This is a genomic window from Hyphobacterium vulgare (assembly GCF_042643335.1).
Classification (GTDB): domain Bacteria; phylum Pseudomonadota; class Alphaproteobacteria; order Caulobacterales; family Maricaulaceae; genus Hyphobacterium; species Hyphobacterium vulgare.
This window is the reverse complement of sequence record NZ_JBHRSV010000001.1, coordinates 443,224-465,494: the sequence shown is the minus strand read 5'-3', so window position 1 is coordinate 465,494 and position 22,271 is coordinate 443,224. Positions and strand designations below refer to the sequence as shown.

Genomic DNA, 22,271 nt, shown 5'->3' with positions numbered 1-22,271 from the left:
ATGCCGCTTGACCTCAACGCCGGGACGCAGACCGCGTCCGGGCCGTCCCGCTTTTCCGCGCTTGAGCGCACCGCGCAGATCGCCCGCGAACTGGCGGGCCGTTCCGGGCTGACGGACCTGTCCGCCCCGGCCTCGCTCGACCTGCGCTTTGCCGACCAGTTCGGCTATCGCAAGAACGCGGTCACCGACGGCGCGGAGACGTTCGAAGGGCGGCTGGACATGCTGGCAACGATCAGCCGGTCGAGCCTGGCCTACAATCCGAACTGGTCGTTCCGGTCGGGCGATGCGGTCGGGCGGCTGGAAGAAGTCGCGACGAACGTGTTGCGCTATAACGCCCCGCCGAACACGGCGGGCGGGCGCTTGGTCGAGACTTCGGCGGCGACGAACAAGATCAGGAATCCGCGCGGGGAGGGCGATGACGCGGCGCTGCCGTCTGAATACGTCAGCGTGCCAAGCGGCACGACGGTTACGGTTATCGGGCGAGGGGTCGAGAATGGCTGGCCCTATCTGGAAGTGCGGTGGAGCGGCACGCCGAGCGGCGATCCGGCGCTTTATTTTGAAGGCTCAACGCAAGTTCCGGCTTCAACCGGGCAGGCGTGGGCGCTTGCTTTCGGCCTGAAAATCGTCGGCGGCGACCTGTCCAATCTCACCAATATCCAAGCGCGAATGCTGATGCGGGACAGTGGCGGGGTCTATCTCGGCCTCGCGCATTCGAGCAGCTTCACGCCGGACGCCACGCACCGCCGGTATTTCACCGCCGGGACGGCGACACATGCCTCGCTCGCCTATGTCCAGCCCTCGCTTTACCTCGATTGGGACGGGTCCGGCGCGATCAATATCACGCTTCGCATTTACCTCCCGCAACTGGAACAGGCGAGCGCGCCGACCTCCCCGATCATGCCGCCCGTCGATAGCCCGGCGGAATCGACCTGCGCGGCGGAAAGCGTGACCGAGGGCGTGACGTTCACGCGGGCCTCGCGCGCTTACGCGATGGACTGGAACGGGCAGAGCGGGGGCCGGGTCGGGCCGCTGAAAGAGTTTTTGCAGAACACCGCCTGCCAAGGCGAGTGGGGGCTGTGGCAGACGCCGTTCGCGGTCACGAACAAGATCAGGAATCCGCGCGGGGTGGGGGCGAGCGGGTCAACGGCGCCGACGAATTGGACAAATATCGGCACCGGCGGGCTGTCGCGCACTTATACGCGCGGCACGGAAAACGGCATGGATTATGTCGATATCGCGTTTTCGGGGACTCAATCTAGTGACAGTATTCTCGCCTTAGAGCAAACCACCCACATCGCCGCCCTGACGGGAGACAAGTTCACGACGTCTTTCGGGGCGAAGCTGATTGCGGGAAGCTACGCCGGAAACATCCAAATCGGCCACCGTGAGGTAACATCCGGGGCGGTTCTCGTTGTTTTGCGGACTTCTGACCCGCTTGTAGTCGACCGACAAGTGCGCTGGTTCAGTTTTTCCGACACTTTAGCGGGCGGCGGGACTACGGCCTACCTTACGCCGACTATTTACCTGAAAGGCTACTCGGGCTCGGTCAGCTTCACGCTGCGGGTCTATATCCCGCAATGCACGAAAACCGCCTTCCCCTGCCTGCCGGTCCTGCCCGAGCCGGGCGTCGTCGCGGAATCGACGCAGGCGGCGGAGGTCTGCGAAATCTCGAATGGCGGGTGGTCGAACGACAACGGGGCGGGGACGTTGTTTGCTGATTTTATCTCGCTTGGCGGTGTCGCGGGAACATTCGGGCGGGTGCTCGCCTATGGATCGGGGGCAAGCGATTACTCTGCCATTTCACTCGATCAGGCGACGAGCGCGATCCGGGTTGTCGGCGTTGACGGCGCGGTGACGCAATGGGGCTTGGCGGGGCCGAGTTGGGTTGCCGGAAGTCGCTATCGCGCGGCTTTCTCGTTTGCGTCGAATGATATTCATAGTGCCGTGAACGCCGTAGCGGCTGACGACACAAGCGCGACAATCGGGTTCGGCACTTCAAAGCTACGAATTGGGGAACAGGTGGGGGCGCTCTACCCGTCCCCTGTCCCCCTCCTGTTCAAGTCCATCCGCTACTTCCCCGCCGCCCTGCCCGACGCCGAGGTCGATATCCTCGGCGCGGCGTCCTGATCTCACGAAAGGAAACCCGCATGACCGACTATTGCCTCCGCGCCGAGACCGAGGCGGCGCTGAAAGGCGCGCTCCCCTTCGCCGTCCTCGCCGAGGACGAGACGAGCGAGGGCGTGGTGATCCGCCCCGCCGGTTCGTGGATCGCGCACAAGCCCGGCCTCTACGCGCTCGACCTGATCGGTCCGCTGATCGTCGAGGATGCGACGTTCGGCGAGCCCGACCCCGAAACCGGCGAGGCGGAAATGCTGACCCCGCCGGTCGTCGACGAGGGGTTTCACGCAAACCTCCGCACGATTGGCGATTTCGCGCCGGAGATCGACCCGGCCTTGATCGTCACACCGTCCAATCCCCGCCGGGTGTGGGCGTAAGCGCCGCGCCACATACGGGATAGCCCCGCAATTCAGCCCGCCGCCTGGCGGGTTTTTTCATGCCCTGATGGGAGCGCCTTATGCCTCAGACTGACGACCCCATGCCGATGACGAATGCGGGGCATGACCGCCGCGTGGATCACGTTGAACGCCGGATGGACCGGGTGGAAAGCGACCTGTCGCACCTGACCCGTTCCATGGAAGCGCTCGGCGGGCAGATCGGTGGGCTGAATGACAAGCTGTCCAGCTTCATGCGGGAGTTCAACCAGGCGGCCCGGACGGACTGGAAAACCCTTCTGTCCGCGCTCGGCGTGCTGGTCACCGTCGGGGTTGCGGCCATCGGCGGGGCGGCTTGGATCATCACCACGCTCGAGACCAGCCGCGAAGAACGCACCACGGGCATGATCGAAGCGCAGGCGGAAATGCACGCGCAGTCCATGGCCGTCATTGCCGGCGCGCTGGAAACGCAGGCCGCCCGCCGCGACCAGATCGACGAACGCATCATCGAGAATTATCGCCGCGCCGACGACGATCTGGCGCGCCGCTTGGACCGGCTGGAAAGCCTTCACCTTGGAGAACCGGAATGATCCCGCAGATCGACCACAGGAATTGGACCTACCGGCGCCTCGCCGTCTATGGCTCGCTGCTCGCGGCCTTCTTCGGCATCGGCATCGCCGCGGCGCTCGGCGGTGATGGCGAGGTCCGGGTGCAGGCGGTCAAGACGCTCGGCTGGGTGATCGCGCTCGTCCTCGTCTTCTACGTCATCACGCCGACTCTCGAAGCAGGCTGGTCTGTCCTCTCCGCGCTGATCGGGCGCTGGAACGGCCCGGATCGCGGCGCAAGCGGCGAGGGCGCGTGATGCAGCTGCACGTCCTGCCCCCGAAATATGCCTGGCTGCGGCGCGAGCCGGGGCCGCGCATGCTGGTCGAGGCGCTGAAGCTTTACGGTGTGCTCGAGGCGAAGGGGACGGCCGACAACCCTCAGATCATGGAATGGGCGAAAGAGGTGGCGAAGGCCCCCGGCCTGGGCTGGATCGGCAGCTGGTATGACAAGGATTCCATTCCCTGGTGCGGCCTGTTCGTCGGTGTCGTGGCGGCGCGGGCGGGCAAGCCAATTCGGTCGAAGCTGCTGTCGGCGCGTGACTGGCTGAACTGGGGCAGCCCGGTCATCGGTGCGCCCGTGCTGGGCGACGTGCTGGTCTTCGCGCGCGGCAGCGGCGGGCATGTCGGCCTCTATGTCGCGGAAGACCGCGATGCGTATCACGTCCTGGGCGGGAACCAGGGCGATGCCGTGTCGATCGACCGGGTGTCGAAGGACCGCTTTCTGGGTGCCCGGAACCACTACGCCACCGCCCAGCCCGACAACTGCCGGCGGATCCAGATGGGTGCCGACGGCCCCCTCAGCATGAACGAGGCTTAGCCATGTATCGACTTCTGGCCGGCGCTGCTGCCGGCTTTGTCCTGGGCGTCTTCGCCCTGCTCTTCGTCGGTGTGCCGTTCTTTGTGCCGAGTTGGCTGACCCTGCGCGACCGGGTCCAGACCCGCGAAGCGGCCGCCGCCGGCCATGCCGAAGCCTTCGATGAATCAGAAGGCCTGCGATCGGACGAGGGCCGCGAGGCGATCGGCAATGTCGAGGGCGAACGTGGCGCGTGCACCGAGCGCCTGACGGAAATGCGGCGCGTCTATGAGCGCCAGATCGACCGACTTCTTGAAAGGAGTGACGATGCGTCTTGCCCTGATCCTCGCGGCGTGCGCCGCATTGAGCGCGTGCCAGACAACACTGCCGCGGTGGGTGCGCCCGAGTGACCCGGCCCCGCCCGCTCTGCCCCCTGCGGTGTGTGCCGAGCCGGAAGCGGAACCAGACTTGCCGGACGGGGCGGGCTATCCCGAACCCGTCACGCCCGAACAGCAGCGCGCGGCCGCACAACTCGAGTCATATCTTGCGGAGGTGACCCTCTGGGGCCGCCGCGGCTGGGCCGTTGTGGGCCTGGCGCAGAAGCGGTGTCCGAACGACGGTGCATAAAATCTGCATAATCGGCGTGCGTTTTGGAAAACCGGATCAGCGCGCCAGCGGGTTCGTCCAGAGCGGTTCGACCGTGATCCGCTTGCGGTCGCGTTCACCGCACTGGCCGCACACGGCGCGCCGTCTCAGTCGCGCGGCCTCGGCGACGGTATCTGCGCCGGGCGTCACGTCGCGCCGGGATCGATGCCGGCAGGTGTGGCAGTGGATCCGGAACGCATAGACGGTCGGCTCGATCATCCCAGTAGCCAGGGCAACGCCATCGCGGCGAGGCTAAATGCGACGAAAACTGACAGCCAGATGATCAGCCGGCGACGTTCTCGCGGGGTGAGGGGCGGGTCGTTATCGTTCACCCTGAAAGACCACCTCATTCCGACAGGCTTCGCAAGCCATTGAATTGTTTCCCCGTGAACGCATAGGGAACCGTCGGAACGGGCATTGATTCCACACTAGAATTTCGTGATTGTGGATCTAGAGGTCCCCCGTTCAATCCGGGGAGGCGGTACCATTTTTCCAGATATTTTACATGGCGTTATGCGAGCCGCATTTTCGAGCTGTCAGGCGCCCCGGCTCTGGTTTCCACTTTGGTTTCCAGTTCCGTTCTTGTTCCGTGCGGATTTAGGATATCTTGAGACGATTATCTGATCGGAAAGTCGACGACTTAGACTTTTTGAGTCTGAGCGGAAGAAGGATGCTCATGCCCACAATAACAGTCTTCATTCCTGAGTCGGCTGCACCACCTACACCGAGGGAGTACAGCAGGTTTGAACCCGATGTCGAAAGTAGGGATACAGAGGATGCGATAGCTTGGGCGGTGGGGCAGGCGTTAAACGAATGGGAAGGAATGGAAAGCGCATTTGCGGCTTGCTACGGTCGCTTCTGTCAAGACTCGAGCGGCATCGCTTATGCTTCCTATGGAACGGTTACGTCGAGTCGCGCTCGCGGCATGATGATCGGCCAAGCAATCGAGCGATGCCCTCCGTGGCTGGAGCAATGTGCGACAAATCTTCGCCCGCTCCTGGATCTCGCGGGAAAATTCGCCGAACGACGGAATGAATTGGCGCACGGTTACATTGTTGGATTCGATTCGGGTGATGCACACAGCTATTTTCTTGTTCCTGCGGCATATGCGACGCGGTACCAGCTAAGCCGCACAAAACTTGAGCAAGTTGTGAAAGAGCAACTCACATCGCCTGCTGACCTACTTGGTCGGATCAAATTGGCAGCGGGTGAATATGCATACAGCGCCGCCCAAATCCTCTACTATCGAGACAGATTTCGTGACCTTTGGAATAAGGCCATCATTATTGCGTCGGAATGCTGGGCCGCGACGGTAGATGCTCGCAGAATGGGCCATGCGCCATTGGCATACGCTTTAAACGGAATGGTTTCAGACCAGACCGAAGACTAACTGGAGAATCTGCTGAGGAGTTGCCGAGCCTAACCCCGTTCAATCCGGGGAGGCGGTACCATTTTCTTCTCAATCCGAGACGGCTTCGGTTGCGCTGCGCGCAATGAAGGCGGAACGCGTCAGGCCCAGCCGGCGAGCCTGCCAGTCGATGGCCTTGAGCACGCCTTCATCAAGCGTGATGTTGATGCGCCGGACCTGACCGGTCCGCAGCTGAGGCGCGACCGCTGCCGAGCCTAGGTCGTCGTTGCCCAGAAAATCACAGCGTTCACGGCGGTCGCGATCCAGAATGTTATGATGAACATCCGGTGGAGTATCGGACGGTCCGTGCGCGACATATCGGTTGGGCCCGCCTCACCCCGCCTGATCCAGCTGGCGACATTCACCAACGCGCCGATCACGGCCATTCCGAATATCCAGAAAAGATAGATTCCCAGATACAGAAACTCACTTGTTGTCCAATACCATGCGAAGGCGGCACCAAAGGCGATGACGCCAGCAATCAATGACAGACGACCGAACATGAATCACTCCGACTGGCGCAGCCTGCAATCTATTGGTTTTGCGTCAGCGGTTCAGTGAATTTTTTTCAGCCCCTGACACTTCAAAACAACTCGCTCTTTCTCGGCTCGAACAGTTCCGGACCGCTGTCCGCCAGATGAACATTCCTGCCAAAATCACAAACTGATTGGGCCGATCCGATTTTCGAATCTGTCAGATGCCCTCTCTGCAGTCGTCTGGATAACCTAAAGGGTGTCCAGCCAATGGCTCACCGGATCGATAACCCAAATTATTCGATCGACTAAAAGAGCGGCCATTGCAAACGCAACGGCGCGTGTAAGGGCTGATGGTGTAACTCTCGCCACGACAAGGCCTGAAAGCAATAAAAAAATTGCGATTATGGCTGATGTTGCAAACATTCCAATATTTGTATACCCTTCGAATCCTAGAAGTGCTGCTATAGTATAACAAGAACAAAAAATAATAAAAAATAAATACATTTTTTTAAATATATGCACTTTTTCTTTTGTTGAATCGAAAGAAATTATCGTTGTCACGGAAAGTGCGGTAATAAATATGAATACGCCAATCCGGCCGATCAATTCGAAGTTTTCTCGGTTTTGTTCGAACATACTAAAAACTACATGAATAAGCGGAGCCCAAATGAACACCATTCCGAGAATCAACATAGACACGCCGTACCCAATCGTTTCCGTCCGCCGATGTACCGGATCAATCCCAGACTCAATTCGGGGCAATCTACGAACAAAAAGGGACGAAATAGACGCACCGGCTAGTAAGGCTGAGAATGTGAGCAAGTCCTGCTGCTCGGGGGTTGGCGGTGGCAGATCAATCGAAAGCTGAAGAAACGAAAACACGTGACCCCAAAACGCTCGCGTGATTTCTCGCCAATGGCCCAAAAATTCCGCCAAGCGACCTGTCAGATCTAGCTCATCACCTATTCGTGCGAGCAGCGCCGATGCTGGCATTGAAGCGGCAACCCACAAAGCGGATCTGGACCATCTCGATTGTGCCATTCCCCATCCCCAATTTCGCGCCGATCCAAATCATGTCGTTCGCTCGAAATTTGGGGCAGTGTTATCCTCGGCCCCTGGCGCGTCCAGACTGAAAAATGGTCAGCTTGGTGACTGGGATGCAAGAGCGACCGCCGTCTCGATGCCGTGAGTCCAAGGTGATCCGTTTCCAGTCCACAACCGCCCCTGACACTCAAAACAACTCGCTCTTTCTCGGCTCGAACAGTTCCGGACCGCGGCCCTGGCGGGCGACCTCGTAGACCTCGATCGCGGCGTCGGGGGCGGCGGTGCAGAGCGGTGCGGAGTCGGCGTCCGGATCGAGCCAGCGTTCGCGGTCGGCCTCATCCAGAATGACCGGCATGCGGGTGTGATACTGGCCGGCCTTGTCGCCCGGCGGGCAGGTCAGGATGGTGAAGCTGGTGATGGCCTCGCCCTCAAGCGTGACCTGGTCCCAGAGACCCGCGAAGGTGAAGAGCGGGCCGTCGGTCGGGCGGAAGCAGAAGCGGCGCTTCGATCCCTTCGGCCCGTTCCACTCAAAATAGCCTTCCGCCACGACGAGGCAGCGGCGCTTTTTCCACGGTTCGCGGAAGCTGGCGGCGCTGGCGGCGGTCTCACAGCGCGCATTGAAGGTGGAGAATTTCATCTCCTTGAGCGGTTTCTGCCAGAAGAAGGGGACGAGCCCCCACCGCGCCAGGCTCATCTCACGGCCCTCGCCGGTGAGGCGTACGATGGGCGCGTCCTGCGTCGGTGCGCAGTCGTAATTCGGGTTGAGGTTGAAGTGCGGCTGCGACGGGGTCAGCCGCAGGCGCTCGTGATATTCGCGCCAGCTCAGCGTCTGAATGCCCATCCGTCCGCACATGCGCGCCTCCCTGTTCCGTGCGAGGGGATCAGGAAAGCGCGCAGGCGGTCAATGGTGCGATCAGTCTTCGGCTTCGGCCTCTGCCGCAGCCTCCGCATCGGCGCGGGCTTCGACGAGGGCGCGAGCGGTCTCGAGATCCTCGACCTCCTCGATCGTCTCGATCGGGCAGCGCCAGCCGTCCTCGGACACGAGGTATTCGCCGACCGGCGAACACACCGTGCCGGTGCGCGGCAGCGTCGTGCCGATCTGCATGCCCCAGCGCAAGTCCGGGCAGCGCGAGCGGGTGGTGACGAGATAGTGGTGGCGGGTTCCGCCATTGAGGACGACATGGGTGTCGTCGATCACGGTGAAGCCGTGGACATTCGTCATCCTGATGCAGTCGGCCGAGGCAGCCGCGCCGGATGCGGCAGCGAGGGCGGAACCGAGGATGACGGCTTTAATGATTGCAGCGGGTTGCATGACAACGCCTTGTGTCTGGTGGATAGAGTCCTGTCCTGTCAGGACTCGTAACACGATCAGGATGATCCCGGGCTGAATGGATTCCAAGCGTTTCTCCACGCCCCGCGTCGCCATCATCGGCGGCGGGGCCATCGGCCTCGCTTCGGCGTGGGCGCTGGCGCGCGCCGGTGCTTCGGTCACGGTTCTGGAAGTCGGGCCGGAAGCCGGGCAGGGGGCGCTGGCCGCGTCGGGCGGCATGCTGGCGCAGGGTTTCGAGGGCGCGAACGAGGACGCCGGACGCGCCTTCGTCGCGCTGGCGGCGCGTTCGCTGTCGCTCTGGGACGACTGGGCCGAGCGCCTGATACCGCATGCGGCATCGCCGCTGGGCTATCGGCGCAGCGGTTCGCTGTCGCCCGGCTTCGGTGCGCGCGGCGAGGCCTGGCTCGACCGCCTGGCGGCCAATGCGGCGCTTTACGAAATCCCGTTCGAACGGCTCGATGCCGCGTCTGCGCGCGAAATTCAGTCCGGACTCGGCAAGGGTCTGACCGGGGGGATCCGCTTTCCGGGCGATGGCGAGGTCGACAATCGCGCGCTTGGCCCGGCGCTCGTCAACGCGATCCGCGCCGCAGGCGGCGCGATACGCACGGATTGGCCGGTCACGCGGATCGAGTCGCACGCGGGCGGTGTCGCCGTGTCCGGCCCGGCCGGTCAGGTTGAGGTCGACCGGGTTGTGCTGGCGGCGGGCTGGCAGTCACTGACCCTCAGCGCGTTTGTGCCCGAGGCCCGCTTCCTGGTGCCGGTGAAGGGCCAGATGCTGAGCGTCGAACCGGTCGCCGGACTGACGGGCTGCATCCGCGCCGCCGATGCCTATCTCAGCGCCAAGCCGGGGCGGATCGTGATCGGCGCGACGAGCGAGGTCGGCGCAAGCGATGACGCGATCCAGCCCGAACTTACCCCGATCCTGCGAGAAGCCGCCGAAACCGTGCTGCCGGCGCTCGAGCATGCGAAAACCGCCGCGGTCTGGACCGGTGTCCGTCCGGGCACATCCGACGGTTTGCCGATCCTCGGCCAGTCGGCCTGCGCGGGCGTTGTGCTGGCGCTGGGGGCATATCGCAATGGCGTGCTGCTTGCCCCGGCGATGGCGGAGGTCGTCCGCCACCTCGTGATGGGCGGCAGCGAGGCGGATCCGGCTTTCGCCCCGGACCGCCCGCTCGGAGCGTTAACGCGAGGTTAGCCCTGCGGAGCGAGTGTCCGGGGAATCGCCGCATTGCCCGGCAGGAGCGCCATGACCACGATTGCCCCGGCTTCGGACCGCCCCGAAACGCTGATCGCCCGTGCGGCGCAGGCGACGGGCGCGGATTTCGACTTCCTCGTCCGCACCGCGGAGCGGGAAAGCGGCTTCGATGCGCGCGCCCAAGCCCGCACATCGAGCGCAGCCGGCATGTTCCAGTTTCTGGAGCAGACCTGGCTCGGGATGATGCACACGCGCGGCGCGGCGCACGGCTTTGCCGGCGAAGCCAATGCCATCGAGCGCGGCTCGGACGGGCGCTACACGGTTCGCGATCCCGCGCGGCGCCAGGAAATTCTCGACATGCGCTTCGATGCGCAAACCTCTGCCCTGATGGCTGGTGAGCTGGCGGCCGCAAACGCCGAAGTGCTGCGCACGCGTATCGGGCGCGAACCGACGAGCGGCGAGCTTTATGCCGCGCACTTCCTCGGCGCGAGTGGCGCGGCCGAACTGATCCAGACCGCGCGCGCGGAACCCGATACGCCGGCGGCACAGCTTTTCCCGGCCGCGGCCGCGGCCAACCGGCCGATCTTTTATGCCGACGGACAGGCCCGGTCCGCCCGCGACGTCCTCGCCAACATCACGCGCCTGCCGGGCGGGGAGCGCGCCACGCCGCATCCCATAGACGATCAACCGCTGCCGGAAGGGCGCAGCTGGACGATCCGCGACAGTGAAGTGCGAAGCGGCGGTATCGGCGGTGGTTTCGGTGCTGCCCAGAGTTTCGCGGCGATCCCGCGCGGAGCGGTCCTGTCACCGGCGGTCGTGGAAATCCTGGCCTCGCTCGATGCCCCGCGCGGAGCAAGCCGGGCCTGATTTCTCAACGCTTCGTTAAAGGCCGCGGGCCGAGAGTTAACCCGGCAATTGATTCGATCCGGGAGCGCCTCGATGAGCCTCGTCACAATGCGCGCCAATCTGACCCAAGACGATATTCGCCGTCTGGTGAAGGGCGAGAGCCCCGAAGAGCGGGCGATGGCGGCGCGGAAGATATGTCAGCGCGTCGATGCTCCGGACCTGACCGAGGAAGAGCGCATTGCCGCCAATTCGATCATCGAGATGATCGCCCAGGACGCCGTTGTGCTCGTGCGCCGCGCGCTGGCGGTGACGCTACGCTCGTCGCCGAATCTGCCCAAGTCGGTGGCGATAAAGCTGGCGGCGGACATCGATTCCATCGCCGTTCCCGTCCTGGCCGGCAGCCCGGTTTTCAGCGACGCCGAACTGGTCGAGATCATCCAGTCACAGGGAGAGGCCAAGCAGGCCGCCATCGGCGCGCGCCAGTCCGTTTCTGCCGAAGTCGTCGGTGCGATCGTCGAATTCGGCACAGAGCGGGCCGTGTCGATCACGGCAGCCAATGACGGGGCGCAATTCGGTGACGAGTCCTACGAGAAGGCGTTCGCGCGCTTCTGCGAGTCGAAAATCGTCATGGATTCCTTCGTGTCGCGCTCTGCGCTGCCGCTGGCTTTCACCGAAAAGCTGATTTCCCGCGTCAGTGACGAAGCGCTCGAGCGGCTGGTCAAGCGTCATGCCTTGCCGCCGCAGCTGGCCGTGGAACTGGCTGAGGCGACACGGGAGCGCGCGACGGTCGACCTCGTCGACCAGGCCGGCATCGCGCCCGACATGCGCCATTTCGTCCAGCAATTGCAGATGAATGGGCGGCTGACGCCGTCGCTGATCCTGCGCGCCGCCTTCCGCGGTCATATCAGCTTCGTCGAGCATGCCTTCGCCGAACTTGGCAGCGTGCCCCACGCCAAGGCGTGGCTGTTGATCCATGATGCCGGGCCGCTTGGCATGAAGGCGATCTTCGACCGCACGGGTCTGCCGGCACGGCTCTTCCCGGCGATCCGGGCGGCGATCGACACATTGCATTCGATCGAAATGGAAGACAGCCCGGAAGGACGCGTTCGGTTCAGGAAAATCCTTGCCGAGCGGGCTTTCACGCGGTTTCAGGGCGTGCCGGACGAGGATGTGGAATACATCCTCGCGCGGCTCGATGAAGACCAGATCGGGGTTCAGCCCGCCGCGGCGCGTCTCGCAGGCTGATCCGGCTCCCAGGGCATCACGAAATCCGAGACCTGTGATTCCAGTTCGTGGATCAGCATGGCACCGACCTTGTCGGTGTCGGACTTGATGCCCTGACGCAGGGCGGCGCGGATGCCGTGCGCATGCGCCAAGGCGAGCGCGGCAGGGGCCTGCGCCCGCTTGTCTTCGGTTTCGATCATCCGGCACAGCGATGCGGCCATGCGCGTGATGATCGGGTAGTCATAGGTCGTTCCGAGGCCGCGCAAGTCATGCGCGCACCCGAACAGTGCTTCGCCGGCTTCACCGTCAACGCCTTCGGCCATGACGCGCCGGGCGGCCTTTTCAAGTTTCGTGACTTCGTCCTCGAGCCAGAGCTTGAAGTCGTCCTTCATGTCTTCCAGCGCCGCTTCGGCACGCGCGATCGCCGCCTCGTCGATCGGACCGACGCGGCCGCCTACCTTCACGCGGAGCATGTTCGGCGGCGTAATGACTTCGATCGGTTGTTCGCGTTTCATCAGGTCTCTCCGCTCAGGCTTCGGCGGTCATGGCCAGGTCGGCCGGGGATTGTTCGGAGGCGGCATTCTCGCCGGCCAGGACTGTGGTCAGGCTTTCCAGCAGCGATCGTGCAGTGAAGGGTTTCGGCATGAAGCAGGTCACGCCGGCCTGCATCGCCTCGGCTTCGTAGCGGGCGTCGGTGTAGGACGTCAGCATCACGATCGGAATGTCGCGCGCCGCGGCCGACTTGCCGGCGCGGATCGCACGCACGAGCGCCAGCCCGTCGAGCGGTTCCATCTTCCAGTCGGTGATGAGGAGGTCGATGCCTTCGCATGACAGGGCGCCGAGCGCTTCGCCCGCATCGCCTGCTTCGGTCAGCCGTTCGGCTCCGAGCGCGGAGAGGATGGAACGCAATGCGCCGCGCAGGGCGGCGCTGTCGTCGACCAGCATGATCTTGCGGTCGCGCAGCATGTCGCACGTATCAGACTGAAGATTGCCCACGGTGCACCCCAGCAGTTTCTCGATCTTCTTGCCGGGACCATATTCGAGGATGCTTAACGGGCGGCTAAACCGGAGTCAGGTCTGGAATTGCTCGATCAGGATGCGTTCGCCGAGCGGCCGGCCGGGATCGAAAAGCATGGTCAGCGTGTGATCCCGGTCAGTTTCGATCTCGACCCAGGCAATCTCGCGGAACTCGCGGGAGTCGGCCACGGCGGAGACCGGCCGCAGTTCGGGGTCGATCACATCGAAGCGGACCCGGCTATCATTGCCGATCAGAGCGCCGCGCCAGCGCCGGGGACGGAAGGCGCTGATCGGGGTCAGGGCCAGGACGCTGGAACTCAGCGGCAGGATCGGTCCATGGGCCGAGGCGTTGTACGCCGTCGATCCCGCCGGGGTGGCGACCATCACGCCATCGGCGGCCAATTCCTCCAGGCGAACGCGGCCATCGACCGAGATACGGATTTTCGCCGTGTGGCGCTTCTCGCGAAGAAGCGAAACCTCATTGATGGCAAGCGCTTCGAAGCTGTGTCCGTCAATGCGTTCGCCGCGCGCTTTCAGCGGATGAATATGCGCCGGTTCCGCCGCCCGCAGGCGCGACTGAAGATCGTCTTCGGCGAAGTCGTTCATCAGGAAGCCGACCGAGCCGAAATTCATCCCGAAGACCGGCAGGCTGCGCTTCATCGAGAGGTGCAGGGCGTCGAGCATCGTGCCGTCGCCGCCGAGGGCGACGATCATGTCGGCCTCGTCGAGACCGGTCTGACCGTAACGCGCGGTGAGCGCCTCGCAGGCCGCCTGCGCGGCCGGGCGCGGGCTGGCGATGAAGGTCAGCTTGAGTGTCGTTTCGGGGGAGGAGGTCATTGCGGCCGCCGTTGACAGGCCGTCATTCAAACGCTGTCGGCGAGCCGGCGCAAGGCGTCGTGTGCGCTGCCAACCGTATAGTTGGCAAAGACTTTGGCCGCACCTGTCATCGCGTCTTCGCCGAGCTCGCTTTGAATGCGGCCGGACCTTTGCAGTCCGCGCAAAATGGTCGGGAAGACGCTGCGGTCAATCCGGGCTGAGCGGCAGGCAAGCGCTGCGGCGCGAACACTGCCGGCGGCGAGCGCCTTGCGCCACTGCGTCGCGGAGATCGTGCACAGCGACGCGATCGCATAGTCGAATAGGGCGTCATTGCCTTCGGTCAGCGCGCGCAGGGCGAAGGTGCCGTTCAGCGTTCCGGCGGCTTCGAGTTTCTCGACCAGCTTGCGCGCGAGCGTGTCATCATCGTCTGCAAGGGCCGAAGAAACCGTCTCCTGTCGGGCTGCGTTATCGAGTTGGGTGCCGGGTCCGAACGTATCGATGAGCGTGTCCTGGTAGGCGTCGGCGATGTGTATGGCGATCTCGCCGGCCAGGATTTCGGGCAGGTCGGGGCGCGCACTGAGGGTGCGGGCGAGTATGCCGTCATTGCGGGCGCAGGCCGCCAGCGTTTCGCAGGCCAGTTCAGACAGGGAGGCGGTTGTATTGGCGGCCAGGGCACGCATGACGATGATCTCGGAGTGCCGCGCCAACGCCGAGGTGATGGCGATCGAAATGTTCGGCCGACCCGCAATCAACACCCGGTGGTCGCGGGTGCCCTCGTCGGAGAGCCGGACGAGGTCGCCTTCCGTCAGCCGGACCGAACGTGCAATGATGGGTTCGGCGATGGCAGGAGCATCGAAAGCGAGAAAACGAACCACTTCATGGGGCGCCCAGGCGCAGTCGGCGAGGCGTGCGGCCATTGCCATGCGAACGCGATGTTCGGCCTTTCGGGCGAGCGAGAGCAGGAGTTCGTCGGCAATCGGTTCGGCGCGGCGTGACAGCGGAGAGGCAGCGCAGATGTCGGTCACACCCAATGCGAGTTGCGCACGGCTTGCCGGATCCTTGACCCGAGCCAGACTGGACAGCGCGCTCATCATGCCGCTCACGACAGACCCCCGAATGAACCCTCTCGTGCCGAAACGCACGAATCATTCGTGAATCCTTATGGTTTCCCACTGATTAACGCGATAGCTGGACGGGAAGAATGGCGAAAGATTTCAACGACGCACGCACGGCACTGCTGAGCGCCTTCGAACAGACCCGGCACGCCACCGAGGCCCTGTCGGCGCCGCTGAGCGCCGAAGACCAGTGTGTCCAGACCATGCCGGACGTCAGCCCGACCAAGTGGCACCGGGCGCATACGACCTGGTTCTGGGAAACCTTTCTGCTGGGTCCGAACCAGCCGGACTATCGCCCGTTCAACGACCGCTTCTGCTACCTGTTCAATTCCTATTACGAGCAGGTCGGGGAACGGCATCCCAGACCCGAGCGGGGCTTCCTGACCCGCCCGTCCTGCGACGAGATCGGCGCTTACCGGCGGCATGTCGATGCGGCGGTCGCGGACTTCCTTGCGTCGGCCAGCGACGCGGCGCTTTCCCACACGACCGGGATCATCGAGCTCGGCATCGCTCACGAGCAGCAACATCAGGAATTGCTGGTCACCGACATCAAGCATGTCCTGTCGCGTCACCCCTTCGCACCTGCCGCCTATGCGGCGCCCGCTGTGCCGCCGCGCGGGATCGCGCCGGCGGCGTTCGTCGACTTCGAAGGCGGGCTGAACGAGATCGGTCATGCCGGTTCCGGCTTCGCCTTCGACAATGAGGGGCCACGCCACAGGATCTGGCTGGACCCGTTCGGCCTGGCCGATCACCCGGTCACCAACCGGGAGTACGCGGAATTCATCTGTGAGGGCGGTTATGAGACAGCCACGCTGTGGCTGTCCGACGGGTGGGCCCGAATCCAGCAGGACGGTCGCCGCGCGCCGCTCTACTGGCGTGAGGCAGACGGCGAATGGTTCGAGTTCACCCTGCATGGTGCAGTGCCGCTCGATCCCGACGCTCCGGTCTGCCATCTCGACTTCTACGAAGCGAACGCCTTTGCCGAATGGACCGGTTACCGGCTGCCGACCGAAGCGGAATGGGAACATGCCGCCGTGCGGGCAGGGCTGGAGGGACGCTTTCTTCAGCCCGGCGTGTCGGCACAACCGGCGGGCGTTGGGGGAGAGGGGCTGCGCCAGATGTTCGGGGGGGTCTGGGAATGGACCCGGTCGGACTACGCGCCCTATCCGGGCTTCCGTGCGCCGGAGGGCGTGGTCGGGGAATACAATGGCAAGTTCATGTGCGGCCAGTATGTCCTGCGGGGAGGCAGTTGTGCCACGCCGGAAGGCCATGTGCGGTCCAGCTACCGCAACTTCTTTCCGCCCCACGCGCAGTGGCAGTTTTCCGGGCTCAGACTGGCGCGCGACGTTTGACGGGCGGCGCCGAGTTGCGCAATCCTGCGCGGTGAACAGCGTTCAATAAACGCGATGCTCCGGGGAGACGGTGATGGACGATCAACAGGCTTCGGTGAAATCCCTCGTCACGGAGGAGGAATGGAAGACGCGCTGCGATCTCGCGGCGCTCTACCGTCTCGTGCGCATGCACGGTTGGGATGATCTGTTCTTTACCCATATCTCGATGCGCGTGCCTGGTCCCGAGGAGCATTTCCTGCTCAATCCGTTCGGACTTCTGTACGAGGACGTGACCGCCTCGAACCTCGTGAAGGTCGATCTCAAGGGCAATGTTCTGCCGCCGTCACGCTACGGCATCAATCCGGCCGGCTTCACCATCCACTCGACCATCCATGCGGCGCGGCCCGACATGACGGTGGCCATGCACCTTCATACCGATGCGGGCGTGGCCGTCGCTGCACAGAAGGACGGCGTGCTGCCGATCTCGCAACTCGCGATGAACATCATGAGCGACGTGGCCTATCACGACTATGAAGGCCTCGCCCTGGTCGAGGACGAGAAGCCCCGGATCGTGAAGGATATGGGTGACAAGCACCTGATGATCCTGCGCAATCACGGCACGCTGTCGGTCGGCGCGCACCCGTTCCAGGCGTATCTGCGAATTTATCTACTTGAACGTGCGTGCAAGATACAGACAATGGCTCAATCGGGCGGCGCGGAGCTGATCCATTGGGACAAGGCGATGCAGGATCGTGTGTTCAAGCAGGGCGAGGAAGGCATTCTCAACGAATTCTTCCTCGAGATTGCCTGGGCAGCCCTGCTCGACCGGGTCCGCCGCGAGTCTCCGGGCTTCGATACCTAGCTGCATTGTGTGCGGCACTGTTGAGCAGCGCCCCGGCCCTGGCCGGGGCGTGGCCGCTCGACAAGGGCGAAGGCCTGATCATCACGACTGCGCTGCTGGACCGGGCGACATCCTGGTATGACGACGCCTCCGACCGCCGTGATGGCGGCGATTACCGGAAGCTCGAAAGCGCCGTTTTCTTCGAGTACGGGCTGACCGGCCGCTTCACCCTGGTCGGCCGGGTAGCCTGGCAGGACGTGACACGGATCGATGCCGGGCTGGTCGACAGCGCAAGCGGCTTCGCATCGAGCGAGGCGGGTTTGCGCTATGCGGCCCTGCGGCGCGGTGGTGCCGTCCTCTCGGTGCAGGGCGTCGTCCTTCTGCCGGGCGAGGCGGAGAATATCGCCGACCTTCCGCTGGGCGAGGGCGGGCCGGGCGGCGAACTGCGCATGCTCGCCGGCTATTCCGCGAGCCGGAACGGCTTTCTGGACGCACAACTGGCATATCGCTGGCGCGAAACGCCCGATCCCGACGAGGTCCGGCTGGACCTGACGGCCGGATGGCGGCCGCGTCCGCAATTATTGCTCATGGCGCAATCCTTCTCGACCTGGAGCACGGGCGACATCGTCCCGGGGCGGCGCGACTTCGCCCAACACAAGCTGCAGGTTTCCGCAGCGTGGGAGTTCGAGACCGGCACGTTGCAGGCGGGACTGATCGCGACCCCGGCGGGCCGCAATGCCATTGCCGAAGAGGCGGTCCTTGTGTCGTGGTGGCGCCGGTTCTGAGCACCGGAAATGCACTTGTTCCTGAAATGACTTTGCCGAACGGGACGCGGGGTCTAAATGCTGCGCCAACGCGAAGGGTAGAATTCTGTGATGCGCAAAGCTGCATTCCTCATCGTTGCTGTGGCCGTATTCGCCTTGATGGCGGGCGCGGTCGCCGTACGCGAATTGTTGCGTGAGCCCGAACAGGCCTTTGCCGGGGGCGGGGTGCAGCCCGTGGAAGTGGCCGACGTCACGACGGCGACCTTTGCCGACACGATCGAGGCGATCGGGACCGCGCGCGCGAACGAACAGGTCACGATCTCCGCTCAGGTCAGCGAAATCATCGGGCGCATCGCATTTGAATCGGGCGACCGCGTCACGGCGGGGCAGATCCTCGTCGAACAGGCCGGTGGCGAGGAATACGCGGCGCTGAACGAAGCACGCGCGACCGAGCGCGAGGCCCGACAGGAACAGGAGCGTTTCCGGGACCTGGCCGAACGCGGTATCGCGCCGACGCAGCGCGTTCAGGAAACCCAGGCGGCGCTCGACCGGGCGACGGCACGTGTGCGCGCGGTCGAGGCGCGCCTGGCCAACCGGATCATCCGTGCGCCCTTCGACGGGGTTGTCGGACTGAGGAATGTGTCGGCCGGCGAACTGGTGGGCCCCGGGGACATCATCGCGACACTCGACGATGTCTCGCGGATCAAGCTCGACTTCACCGTGCCGGAACGTTTCCTGTCGGTCGTGTCGGCCGGTCAGGTCATCGTGGCCCGGTCCGATGCCTTTCAGGGCGAGACGTTCGACGGCGAAATCACCAATGTGGACTCGCGCGTCGATCCGGTGACGCGTGCCGTGACCGTGCGCGCCGAAATCGACAATTCCGATGGCCGTCTTCTGCCGGGCATGTTGCTGACAATCGAGGTGCGCCGCGATGTGCGCGAGCGGCCCGCGATTCCGGAAACCGCAGTCATGCGGCGTAACGAGCAGGCCTTCGTCTATGTCGTGCCGACCGGCGACAATCCGGTGATCGAGGCGCGAAACGTCGATCTCGGCGTCCGTTCTGGCGCGATGATCGAGGTCGTATCCGGCCTGCAGCCCGGTGAACGTGTCGTGTCGGAAGGCACGCACCGCTTGCGCCCCGGTGCACCGGTTCAGGTCACGCGCCAGTGGCACTCCACGGGCGCCACCGCCGTGGGAACTGCGCCATGACGCTTTCCGATGTCGCCGTCAAACGCCCGGTCCTCGCGGGCGTGGTCAGTGCGCTGATCGTCGTGTTCGGCCTTCTGGGCTACCGCAATCTGCCGCTTCGCGAACTGCCCGATGTCGACCGGCCCGTCGTATCGGTCGATGTGCAATATCCCGGGGCCAATGCCGAAGTGGTCGAGAACCGCGTGACGCAGGTGATCGAGGACCAGCTGTCCGGCATCGAGGGGGTCGAGCTGATCACCTCGTCGAGCCAGGACGGGGAAGCCGACATCGACGTGACGTTCACGCTCGACCGCGACATCGAGGCGGCCGCCAACGACGTACGCGACGCCGTGTCCCGCGCGCAGGGCCGCCTGCCGCTCGAAATTGACCCTCCGCGGGTGCGCAAGCAGGACGCCGACGCGCGCCCGATCATCTGGTACAGCCTCGCCTCCGAGCGGATGTCGGTTGAAGAACTGACCGACTACGCGCAGCGCTACATTGTCGACCGCTTCTCCGTGCTGGACGGGGTATCGCAGGTAATGATCGGCGGTGACCGCCGCTATGCCATCCGTGTCTGGCTGGACCCGCAGCAGCTTGCCGCGCGCGGCCTGACCGTCGAAGACATCGAGAGTGCGCTGCGCGCGCAGAATGTCGAGCTGCCCGGCGGGTCTCTGGAGGCCGCGGAAGTCGATCTGACCGTGCGCGTGGAACGCAGCTACACGTCACCCGAGGATTTCCGCCGGCTGCCGATCGGATCGTCCAGCCAGGGACATGTGATCCGCCTTGGCGAGGTCGCCGATGTCGAGCTGACGGCCGCGGAGACCCGGTCGCTGTTCCGGGGCAATGGCGTGACCCAGGTCGGGATCGGGATCATCCGGCAGAGCCAGGCCAACGACATCGCCGTAGCGGCTGCTGTCCGGGGCGAAGTCGAAGCGCTGACACCGGGTTTGCCCGAGGGCATGTCGATGGTTTCGGCCTTCGATTCCACCGTCTTCATCGAGGAATCGATCGCCGAGGTGTGGCGTACGCTGATCGTCGCCGCCCTGCTCGTGATCGCGGTGATCTATCTGTTTCTGGGATCCTTCCGCGCCGCGCTGATCCCGGCACTGGTCGTGCCGGTCTGCCTGATCGGCACGTTCGGCATTCTCGCCGCCTTCGGATTTTCCATCAACACGCTGACCCTGCTCGCACTGGTGCTGTCCATTGGTCTGGTGGTCGACGATTCCATTGTTGTGCTGGAGAACATCCAGCGCCGCGCCGACCTGGGCGAACCGCGCCAGCTTGCGGCGCTGCTCGGCGGACGGCAGGTTTTCTTTGCCGTGATCGCCACGACCGCCGTGGTTGTTGCCGTCTTTGTGCCGTTGATCTTCCTGCCCGGACTGATCGGGCGGATCTTCGTGGAATTGGCGATCACCGTCTCCGGCGCCGTGATCCTGTCCAGCTTCGTCGCCCTCACGCTGTCGCCGATGATGGCCTCCAAGCTGGTCGTTCCGGCGACCAAGACGCGGGGGATCGCCAAATGGACCGATGATGCGGTTCAGTCGATGCGGCGGTCCTACCGCAATTCATTGGGTATCGTGATGAGCCGGCCCTGGACAGTGGTGCCGATCCTGCTCGTGGCCATCGCGGGGTCAGGCTTCTTCCTGACCAAGATTCCGGGCGAGCTGGTTCCGACCGAGGACCGCGGCGCCTTCTTCGCCTTCTTTTCCGGTCCGGAGGGGGCGGGATTCGACTACACCGCCGAAGAGGCCGGCGAGATCGAGGACATCCTGCTCGACTATGTCGAGAGCGGTGAAATCACGCGCGCCATGATCCGGGTGCCAGGCTGGGGCGGTGGCGGCTATTCGACCGGTATCATGTTCGCATCGCTGGCGCCGTGGGACGAGCGCGAGCGCGACGGCCAGGCGATCGTCGGCGAGCTGAATGGCCGGCTGGGCCAGCTTACCGGCGTGCGCGCCTTCGCCTCGATGCGGTCCGCGCTGGGCGGCGGCGGCGGCAATTCGGACATCGAATTCGTGCTTGGCGGCGGGGATTATGAGGAACTGGCCGCGTGGGCGGATGACATTATCGCCGCGGCACGCGAGTCCAATCCCAACCTCTTGCGCATGTCGAGCGACTATGAGCCGACGGCGCCGCGTGTGCTCGTCGATATCGACCGGGAGCGCGCTGCCGATCTCGGCGTGTCGGTCGCGGCAATCGGCCGGACGCTGGAATCGCATCTCGGCTCGCGCCGGGTCGGCTTCTTCGTCGACCGGGGCGAAAACTACGACATCATCCTGCAAAACCGCCGGGAGGCGCGTTCCGACCGCAGCGATCTGGAAACGCTCTACGTCCGCTCCTCCTCCGGCGAGCTGATCCCGTTGTCAAACCTGGTGAATCTGCGCGAAGCGGGCGAACCCTCAGAGCGTCCGCGTGTGAACCGGCTGCGCTCCGTCACGATTTCCGCCACGCTGGAGGAAGGCTATACGCTGGGCGAGGCCGTGGAATGGTTCGAGGACTATGCCAGTGACAATCTGCCGGCGAATGTCCAGACCAGCTTCCTCGGCAATGCGCGCGAATTCCTCGACGCCAACCAGGCCGCTCTGTTCGCCTTCGCCATGGCGCTGCTGATCGTCTTCCTGGTGCTGGCGGCACAGTTCGAGAGCCTGATCCAGCCCTTCGTCATCATGCTGACCGTTCCGCTGGCCATCGCCGGCGGCCTGTTCGGCCTCTACATGGCCGGCTCGTCGCTGAATATCTACAGCCAGATCGGTCTGGTCGTCCTGATCGGCCTCGCCGCCAAGAACGGCATCCTGATCGTGGAGTTCGCGAACCAGCTGCGCGACGAAGGTCAGGAGCTTGCCGAGGCGACGATCAACGCGGCAGAAACCCGCCTGCGCCCGATCCTGATGACCGGTATTTCGACGGCGATCGGGGCGCTGCCGCTGATGCTGGCCAGCGGAGCAGGCGCGGAAAGCCGGGCGACGATCGGCGTGGTGATCTTCACCGGCGTGCTGGTCGCGACGCTGTTCACCCTGTTCATCGTGCCGGCCGTGTACGGCGTCCTCGGGCGTTACACGAAGACGCCGAACTGGGTGGCGAAACAGCTCGAGAAGCAGTCGGACCAGCAGGTGGGTGCTGCCGACATGCCCGCCGAATAGG

25 protein-coding genes are annotated in these 22,271 nt (G+C 64.1%); 15 read left to right on the top strand and 10 right to left on the bottom strand.

The window, feature by feature from the left end; translation table 11 throughout:
* The 6 genes from ACFOOR_RS02485 to ACFOOR_RS02460 all read left to right on the top strand — a co-directional run bounded on the left by ACFOOR_RS02485 (position 1) and on the right by ACFOOR_RS02460 (position 4,300).
* On the top strand, positions 1-2,127 hold the full coding sequence (locus ACFOOR_RS02485) for a hypothetical protein (RefSeq protein WP_343163849.1): 2,127 nt from the start codon (positions 1-3) through the stop codon (positions 2,125-2,127).
* A gap of 20 nt (positions 2,128-2,147) precedes the next feature.
* Positions 2,148-2,495, top strand: a complete 348-nt coding sequence (locus ACFOOR_RS02480; RefSeq protein WP_343163848.1) for a hypothetical protein — start codon at positions 2,148-2,150, stop codon at positions 2,493-2,495.
* 80 nt (positions 2,496-2,575) lie between these two features.
* The gene (locus ACFOOR_RS02475) at positions 2,576-3,082 is read left to right on the top strand and encodes a hypothetical protein (RefSeq protein WP_343163847.1); all 507 of its coding nucleotides are present in this window, start codon (positions 2,576-2,578) and stop codon (positions 3,080-3,082) included.
* Positions 3,079-3,354, top strand: a complete 276-nt coding sequence (locus ACFOOR_RS02470) for a hypothetical protein (RefSeq protein ID WP_343163846.1) — start codon at positions 3,079-3,081, stop codon at positions 3,352-3,354. Before ACFOOR_RS02475 ends, ACFOOR_RS02470 begins: the two co-directional genes overlap by 4 nt.
* Positions 3,354-3,914 carry a TIGR02594 family protein gene (locus ACFOOR_RS02465; RefSeq protein ID WP_343163845.1) on the top strand — a complete coding sequence of 187 codons (561 nt, stop codon included), beginning with the start codon at positions 3,354-3,356 and terminating at the stop codon, positions 3,912-3,914. The genes ACFOOR_RS02470 and ACFOOR_RS02465 overlap by 1 nt, the downstream gene beginning before the upstream one ends.
* A gap of 2 nt (positions 3,915-3,916) precedes the next feature.
* On the top strand, positions 3,917-4,300 hold the full coding sequence (locus ACFOOR_RS02460) for a hypothetical protein (protein ID WP_343163844.1): 384 nt from the start codon (positions 3,917-3,919) through the stop codon (positions 4,298-4,300).
* Positions 4,301-4,553: 253 nt separating this feature from the next.
* Here ACFOOR_RS02460 and ACFOOR_RS02455 read toward each other — a convergent pair whose 3' ends face one another.
* Positions 4,554-4,754 carry a hypothetical protein gene (locus tag ACFOOR_RS02455; RefSeq protein ID WP_343163843.1) on the bottom strand — a complete coding sequence of 67 codons (201 nt, stop codon included), beginning with the start codon at positions 4,752-4,754 and terminating at the stop codon, positions 4,554-4,556.
* Between the two features lie 457 nt (positions 4,755-5,211).
* On the opposite strand from ACFOOR_RS02455, the gene ACFOOR_RS02450 reads away from it, so the two are divergent.
* Complete coding sequence (locus ACFOOR_RS02450) at positions 5,212-5,925, top strand: hypothetical protein (protein ID WP_343163842.1); 714 nt, start codon at positions 5,212-5,214, stop codon at positions 5,923-5,925.
* Between the two features lie 69 nt (positions 5,926-5,994).
* On the opposite strand, the gene ACFOOR_RS02445 is transcribed toward ACFOOR_RS02450, so the two are convergent.
* The 5 genes from ACFOOR_RS02445 to ACFOOR_RS02425 all read right to left on the bottom strand — a co-directional run bounded on the left by ACFOOR_RS02445 (position 5,995) and on the right by ACFOOR_RS02425 (position 8,775).
* The gene (locus ACFOOR_RS02445) at positions 5,995-6,135 is read right to left on the bottom strand and encodes a type II toxin-antitoxin system HicB family antitoxin (RefSeq protein ID WP_343164144.1); all 141 of its coding nucleotides are present in this window, start codon (positions 6,133-6,135) and stop codon (positions 5,995-5,997) included.
* A 23-nt stretch (positions 6,136-6,158) separates the two neighbouring features.
* Positions 6,159-6,446, bottom strand: a complete 288-nt coding sequence (locus ACFOOR_RS02440; protein ID WP_343163841.1) for a hypothetical protein — start codon at positions 6,444-6,446, stop codon at positions 6,159-6,161.
* A 222-nt stretch (positions 6,447-6,668) separates the two neighbouring features.
* On the bottom strand, positions 6,669-7,460 hold the full coding sequence (locus tag ACFOOR_RS02435) for a hypothetical protein (RefSeq protein WP_343163840.1): 792 nt from the start codon (positions 7,458-7,460) through the stop codon (positions 6,669-6,671).
* A 190-nt stretch (positions 7,461-7,650) separates the two neighbouring features.
* A complete protein-coding gene (locus ACFOOR_RS02430) occupies positions 7,651-8,316 on the bottom strand; it encodes an SOS response-associated peptidase (protein WP_343163839.1) in 666 nt (221 codons plus the stop codon).
* A gap of 60 nt (positions 8,317-8,376) precedes the next feature.
* Entirely contained in the window at positions 8,377-8,775 is a 399-nt protein-coding gene (locus tag ACFOOR_RS02425; RefSeq protein WP_343163838.1) for a DUF6491 family protein, read from the bottom strand.
* 76 nt (positions 8,776-8,851) lie between these two features.
* Here ACFOOR_RS02425 and ACFOOR_RS02420 point away from each other — a divergent pair, with 76 nt between their 5' ends.
* The 3 genes from ACFOOR_RS02420 (at position 8,852) to ACFOOR_RS02410 (ending at position 12,079) form a co-directional block, all read left to right on the top strand.
* A complete protein-coding gene (locus ACFOOR_RS02420) occupies positions 8,852-9,988 on the top strand; it encodes an NAD(P)/FAD-dependent oxidoreductase (RefSeq protein WP_343163837.1) in 1,137 nt (378 codons plus the stop codon).
* 51 nt (positions 9,989-10,039) lie between these two features.
* Positions 10,040-10,855: a hypothetical protein gene (locus ACFOOR_RS02415; RefSeq protein WP_343163836.1), complete on the top strand. Its 816-nt coding sequence runs from the start codon at positions 10,040-10,042 to the stop codon at positions 10,853-10,855.
* A gap of 72 nt (positions 10,856-10,927) precedes the next feature.
* Positions 10,928-12,079, top strand: a complete 1,152-nt coding sequence (locus ACFOOR_RS02410; protein ID WP_343163835.1) for a DUF2336 domain-containing protein — start codon at positions 10,928-10,930, stop codon at positions 12,077-12,079.
* Here the strand turns inward: ACFOOR_RS02410 and ACFOOR_RS02405 are convergent.
* The 4 genes from ACFOOR_RS02405 to ACFOOR_RS02390 form a co-directional block, all read right to left on the bottom strand.
* Positions 12,049-12,573 (bottom strand): Hpt domain-containing protein, encoded by a 525-nt coding sequence (locus ACFOOR_RS02405; protein ID WP_343163834.1) that lies wholly within the window; start codon positions 12,571-12,573, stop codon positions 12,049-12,051. The genes ACFOOR_RS02410 and ACFOOR_RS02405 overlap by 31 nt on opposite strands.
* Positions 12,574-12,586: 13 nt before the next feature.
* Positions 12,587-13,054, bottom strand: a complete 468-nt coding sequence (locus ACFOOR_RS02400; protein WP_343163833.1) for a response regulator — start codon at positions 13,052-13,054, stop codon at positions 12,587-12,589.
* 75 nt (positions 13,055-13,129) lie between these two features.
* Complete coding sequence (locus ACFOOR_RS02395) at positions 13,130-13,912, bottom strand: NAD kinase (RefSeq protein WP_343163832.1); 783 nt, start codon at positions 13,910-13,912, stop codon at positions 13,130-13,132.
* Positions 13,913-13,938: 26 nt separating this feature from the next.
* Complete coding sequence (locus ACFOOR_RS02390; protein ID WP_343164143.1) at positions 13,939-14,985, bottom strand: DUF2336 domain-containing protein; 1,047 nt, start codon at positions 14,983-14,985, stop codon at positions 13,939-13,941.
* Positions 14,986-15,092: 107 nt separating this feature from the next.
* Between ACFOOR_RS02390 and egtB the strand changes: the two genes are divergently transcribed.
* The 5 genes from egtB to ACFOOR_RS02365 all read left to right on the top strand — a co-directional run bounded on the left by egtB (position 15,093) and on the right by ACFOOR_RS02365 (position 22,270).
* Positions 15,093-16,358 carry an ergothioneine biosynthesis protein EgtB gene (gene egtB / locus ACFOOR_RS02385; protein WP_343163831.1) on the top strand — a complete coding sequence of 422 codons (1,266 nt, stop codon included), beginning with the start codon at positions 15,093-15,095 and terminating at the stop codon, positions 16,356-16,358.
* A 73-nt stretch (positions 16,359-16,431) separates the two neighbouring features.
* On the top strand, positions 16,432-17,199 hold the full coding sequence (locus ACFOOR_RS02380; RefSeq protein ID WP_343163830.1) for a class II aldolase/adducin family protein: 768 nt from the start codon (positions 16,432-16,434) through the stop codon (positions 17,197-17,199).
* Positions 17,200-17,219: 20 nt separating this feature from the next.
* Positions 17,220-17,963 (top strand): hypothetical protein, encoded by a 744-nt coding sequence (locus ACFOOR_RS02375; RefSeq protein WP_343163829.1) that lies wholly within the window; start codon positions 17,220-17,222, stop codon positions 17,961-17,963.
* Between the two features lie 90 nt (positions 17,964-18,053).
* Positions 18,054-19,151: an efflux RND transporter periplasmic adaptor subunit gene (locus ACFOOR_RS02370; RefSeq protein WP_343163828.1), complete on the top strand. Its 1,098-nt coding sequence runs from the start codon at positions 18,054-18,056 to the stop codon at positions 19,149-19,151.
* Positions 19,148-22,270: an efflux RND transporter permease subunit gene (locus tag ACFOOR_RS02365; protein ID WP_343163827.1), complete on the top strand. Its 3,123-nt coding sequence runs from the start codon at positions 19,148-19,150 to the stop codon at positions 22,268-22,270. The genes ACFOOR_RS02370 and ACFOOR_RS02365 overlap by 4 nt, the downstream gene beginning before the upstream one ends.
* Position 22,271 lies beyond the last annotated feature (1 nt).

Bases quoted from the DNA above. Each gene is read 5' to 3' on its own strand.
- egtB (WP_343163831.1), top strand. From the start codon at position 15,093: ATGGCGAAAGATTTCAACGACGCACGCACGGCACTGCTGAGCGCCTTC.
- ACFOOR_RS02460 (WP_343163844.1), top strand. From the start codon at position 3,917: ATGTATCGACTTCTGGCCGGCGCTGCTGCCGGCTTTGTCCTGGGCGTC.
- ACFOOR_RS02410 (WP_343163835.1), top strand. From the start codon at position 10,928: ATGAGCCTCGTCACAATGCGCGCCAATCTGACCCAAGACGATATTCGC.
- ACFOOR_RS02395 (WP_343163832.1), bottom strand. From the start codon at position 13,912: ATGACCTCCTCCCCCGAAACGACACTCAAGCTGACCTTCATCGCCAGC.
- ACFOOR_RS02450 (WP_343163842.1), top strand. From the start codon at position 5,212: ATGCCCACAATAACAGTCTTCATTCCTGAGTCGGCTGCACCACCTACA.
- ACFOOR_RS02475 (WP_343163847.1), top strand. From the start codon at position 2,576: ATGCCTCAGACTGACGACCCCATGCCGATGACGAATGCGGGGCATGAC.
- ACFOOR_RS02465 (WP_343163845.1), top strand. From the start codon at position 3,354: ATGCAGCTGCACGTCCTGCCCCCGAAATATGCCTGGCTGCGGCGCGAG.
- ACFOOR_RS02420 (WP_343163837.1), top strand. From the start codon at position 8,852: ATGGATTCCAAGCGTTTCTCCACGCCCCGCGTCGCCATCATCGGCGGC.
- ACFOOR_RS02370 (WP_343163828.1), top strand. From the start codon at position 18,054: ATGCGCAAAGCTGCATTCCTCATCGTTGCTGTGGCCGTATTCGCCTTG.
- ACFOOR_RS02470 (WP_343163846.1), top strand. From the start codon at position 3,079: ATGATCCCGCAGATCGACCACAGGAATTGGACCTACCGGCGCCTCGCC.
- ACFOOR_RS02480 (WP_343163848.1), top strand. From the start codon at position 2,148: ATGACCGACTATTGCCTCCGCGCCGAGACCGAGGCGGCGCTGAAAGGC.
- ACFOOR_RS02415 (WP_343163836.1), top strand. From the start codon at position 10,040: ATGACCACGATTGCCCCGGCTTCGGACCGCCCCGAAACGCTGATCGCC.
- ACFOOR_RS02365 (WP_343163827.1), top strand. From the start codon at position 19,148: ATGACGCTTTCCGATGTCGCCGTCAAACGCCCGGTCCTCGCGGGCGTG.
- ACFOOR_RS02430 (WP_343163839.1), bottom strand. From the start codon at position 8,316: ATGTGCGGACGGATGGGCATTCAGACGCTGAGCTGGCGCGAATATCAC.
- ACFOOR_RS02390 (WP_343164143.1), bottom strand. From the start codon at position 14,985: ATGATGAGCGCGCTGTCCAGTCTGGCTCGGGTCAAGGATCCGGCAAGC.
- ACFOOR_RS02435 (WP_343163840.1), bottom strand. From the start codon at position 7,460: ATGGCACAATCGAGATGGTCCAGATCCGCTTTGTGGGTTGCCGCTTCA.
- ACFOOR_RS02485 (WP_343163849.1), top strand. From the start codon at position 1: ATGCCGCTTGACCTCAACGCCGGGACGCAGACCGCGTCCGGGCCGTCC.
- ACFOOR_RS02440 (WP_343163841.1), bottom strand. From the start codon at position 6,446: ATGTTCGGTCGTCTGTCATTGATTGCTGGCGTCATCGCCTTTGGTGCC.
- ACFOOR_RS02380 (WP_343163830.1), top strand. From the start codon at position 16,432: ATGGACGATCAACAGGCTTCGGTGAAATCCCTCGTCACGGAGGAGGAA.
- ACFOOR_RS02405 (WP_343163834.1), bottom strand. From the start codon at position 12,573: ATGAAACGCGAACAACCGATCGAAGTCATTACGCCGCCGAACATGCTC.
- ACFOOR_RS02455 (WP_343163843.1), bottom strand. From the start codon at position 4,754: ATGATCGAGCCGACCGTCTATGCGTTCCGGATCCACTGCCACACCTGC.
- ACFOOR_RS02425 (WP_343163838.1), bottom strand. From the start codon at position 8,775: ATGCAACCCGCTGCAATCATTAAAGCCGTCATCCTCGGTTCCGCCCTC.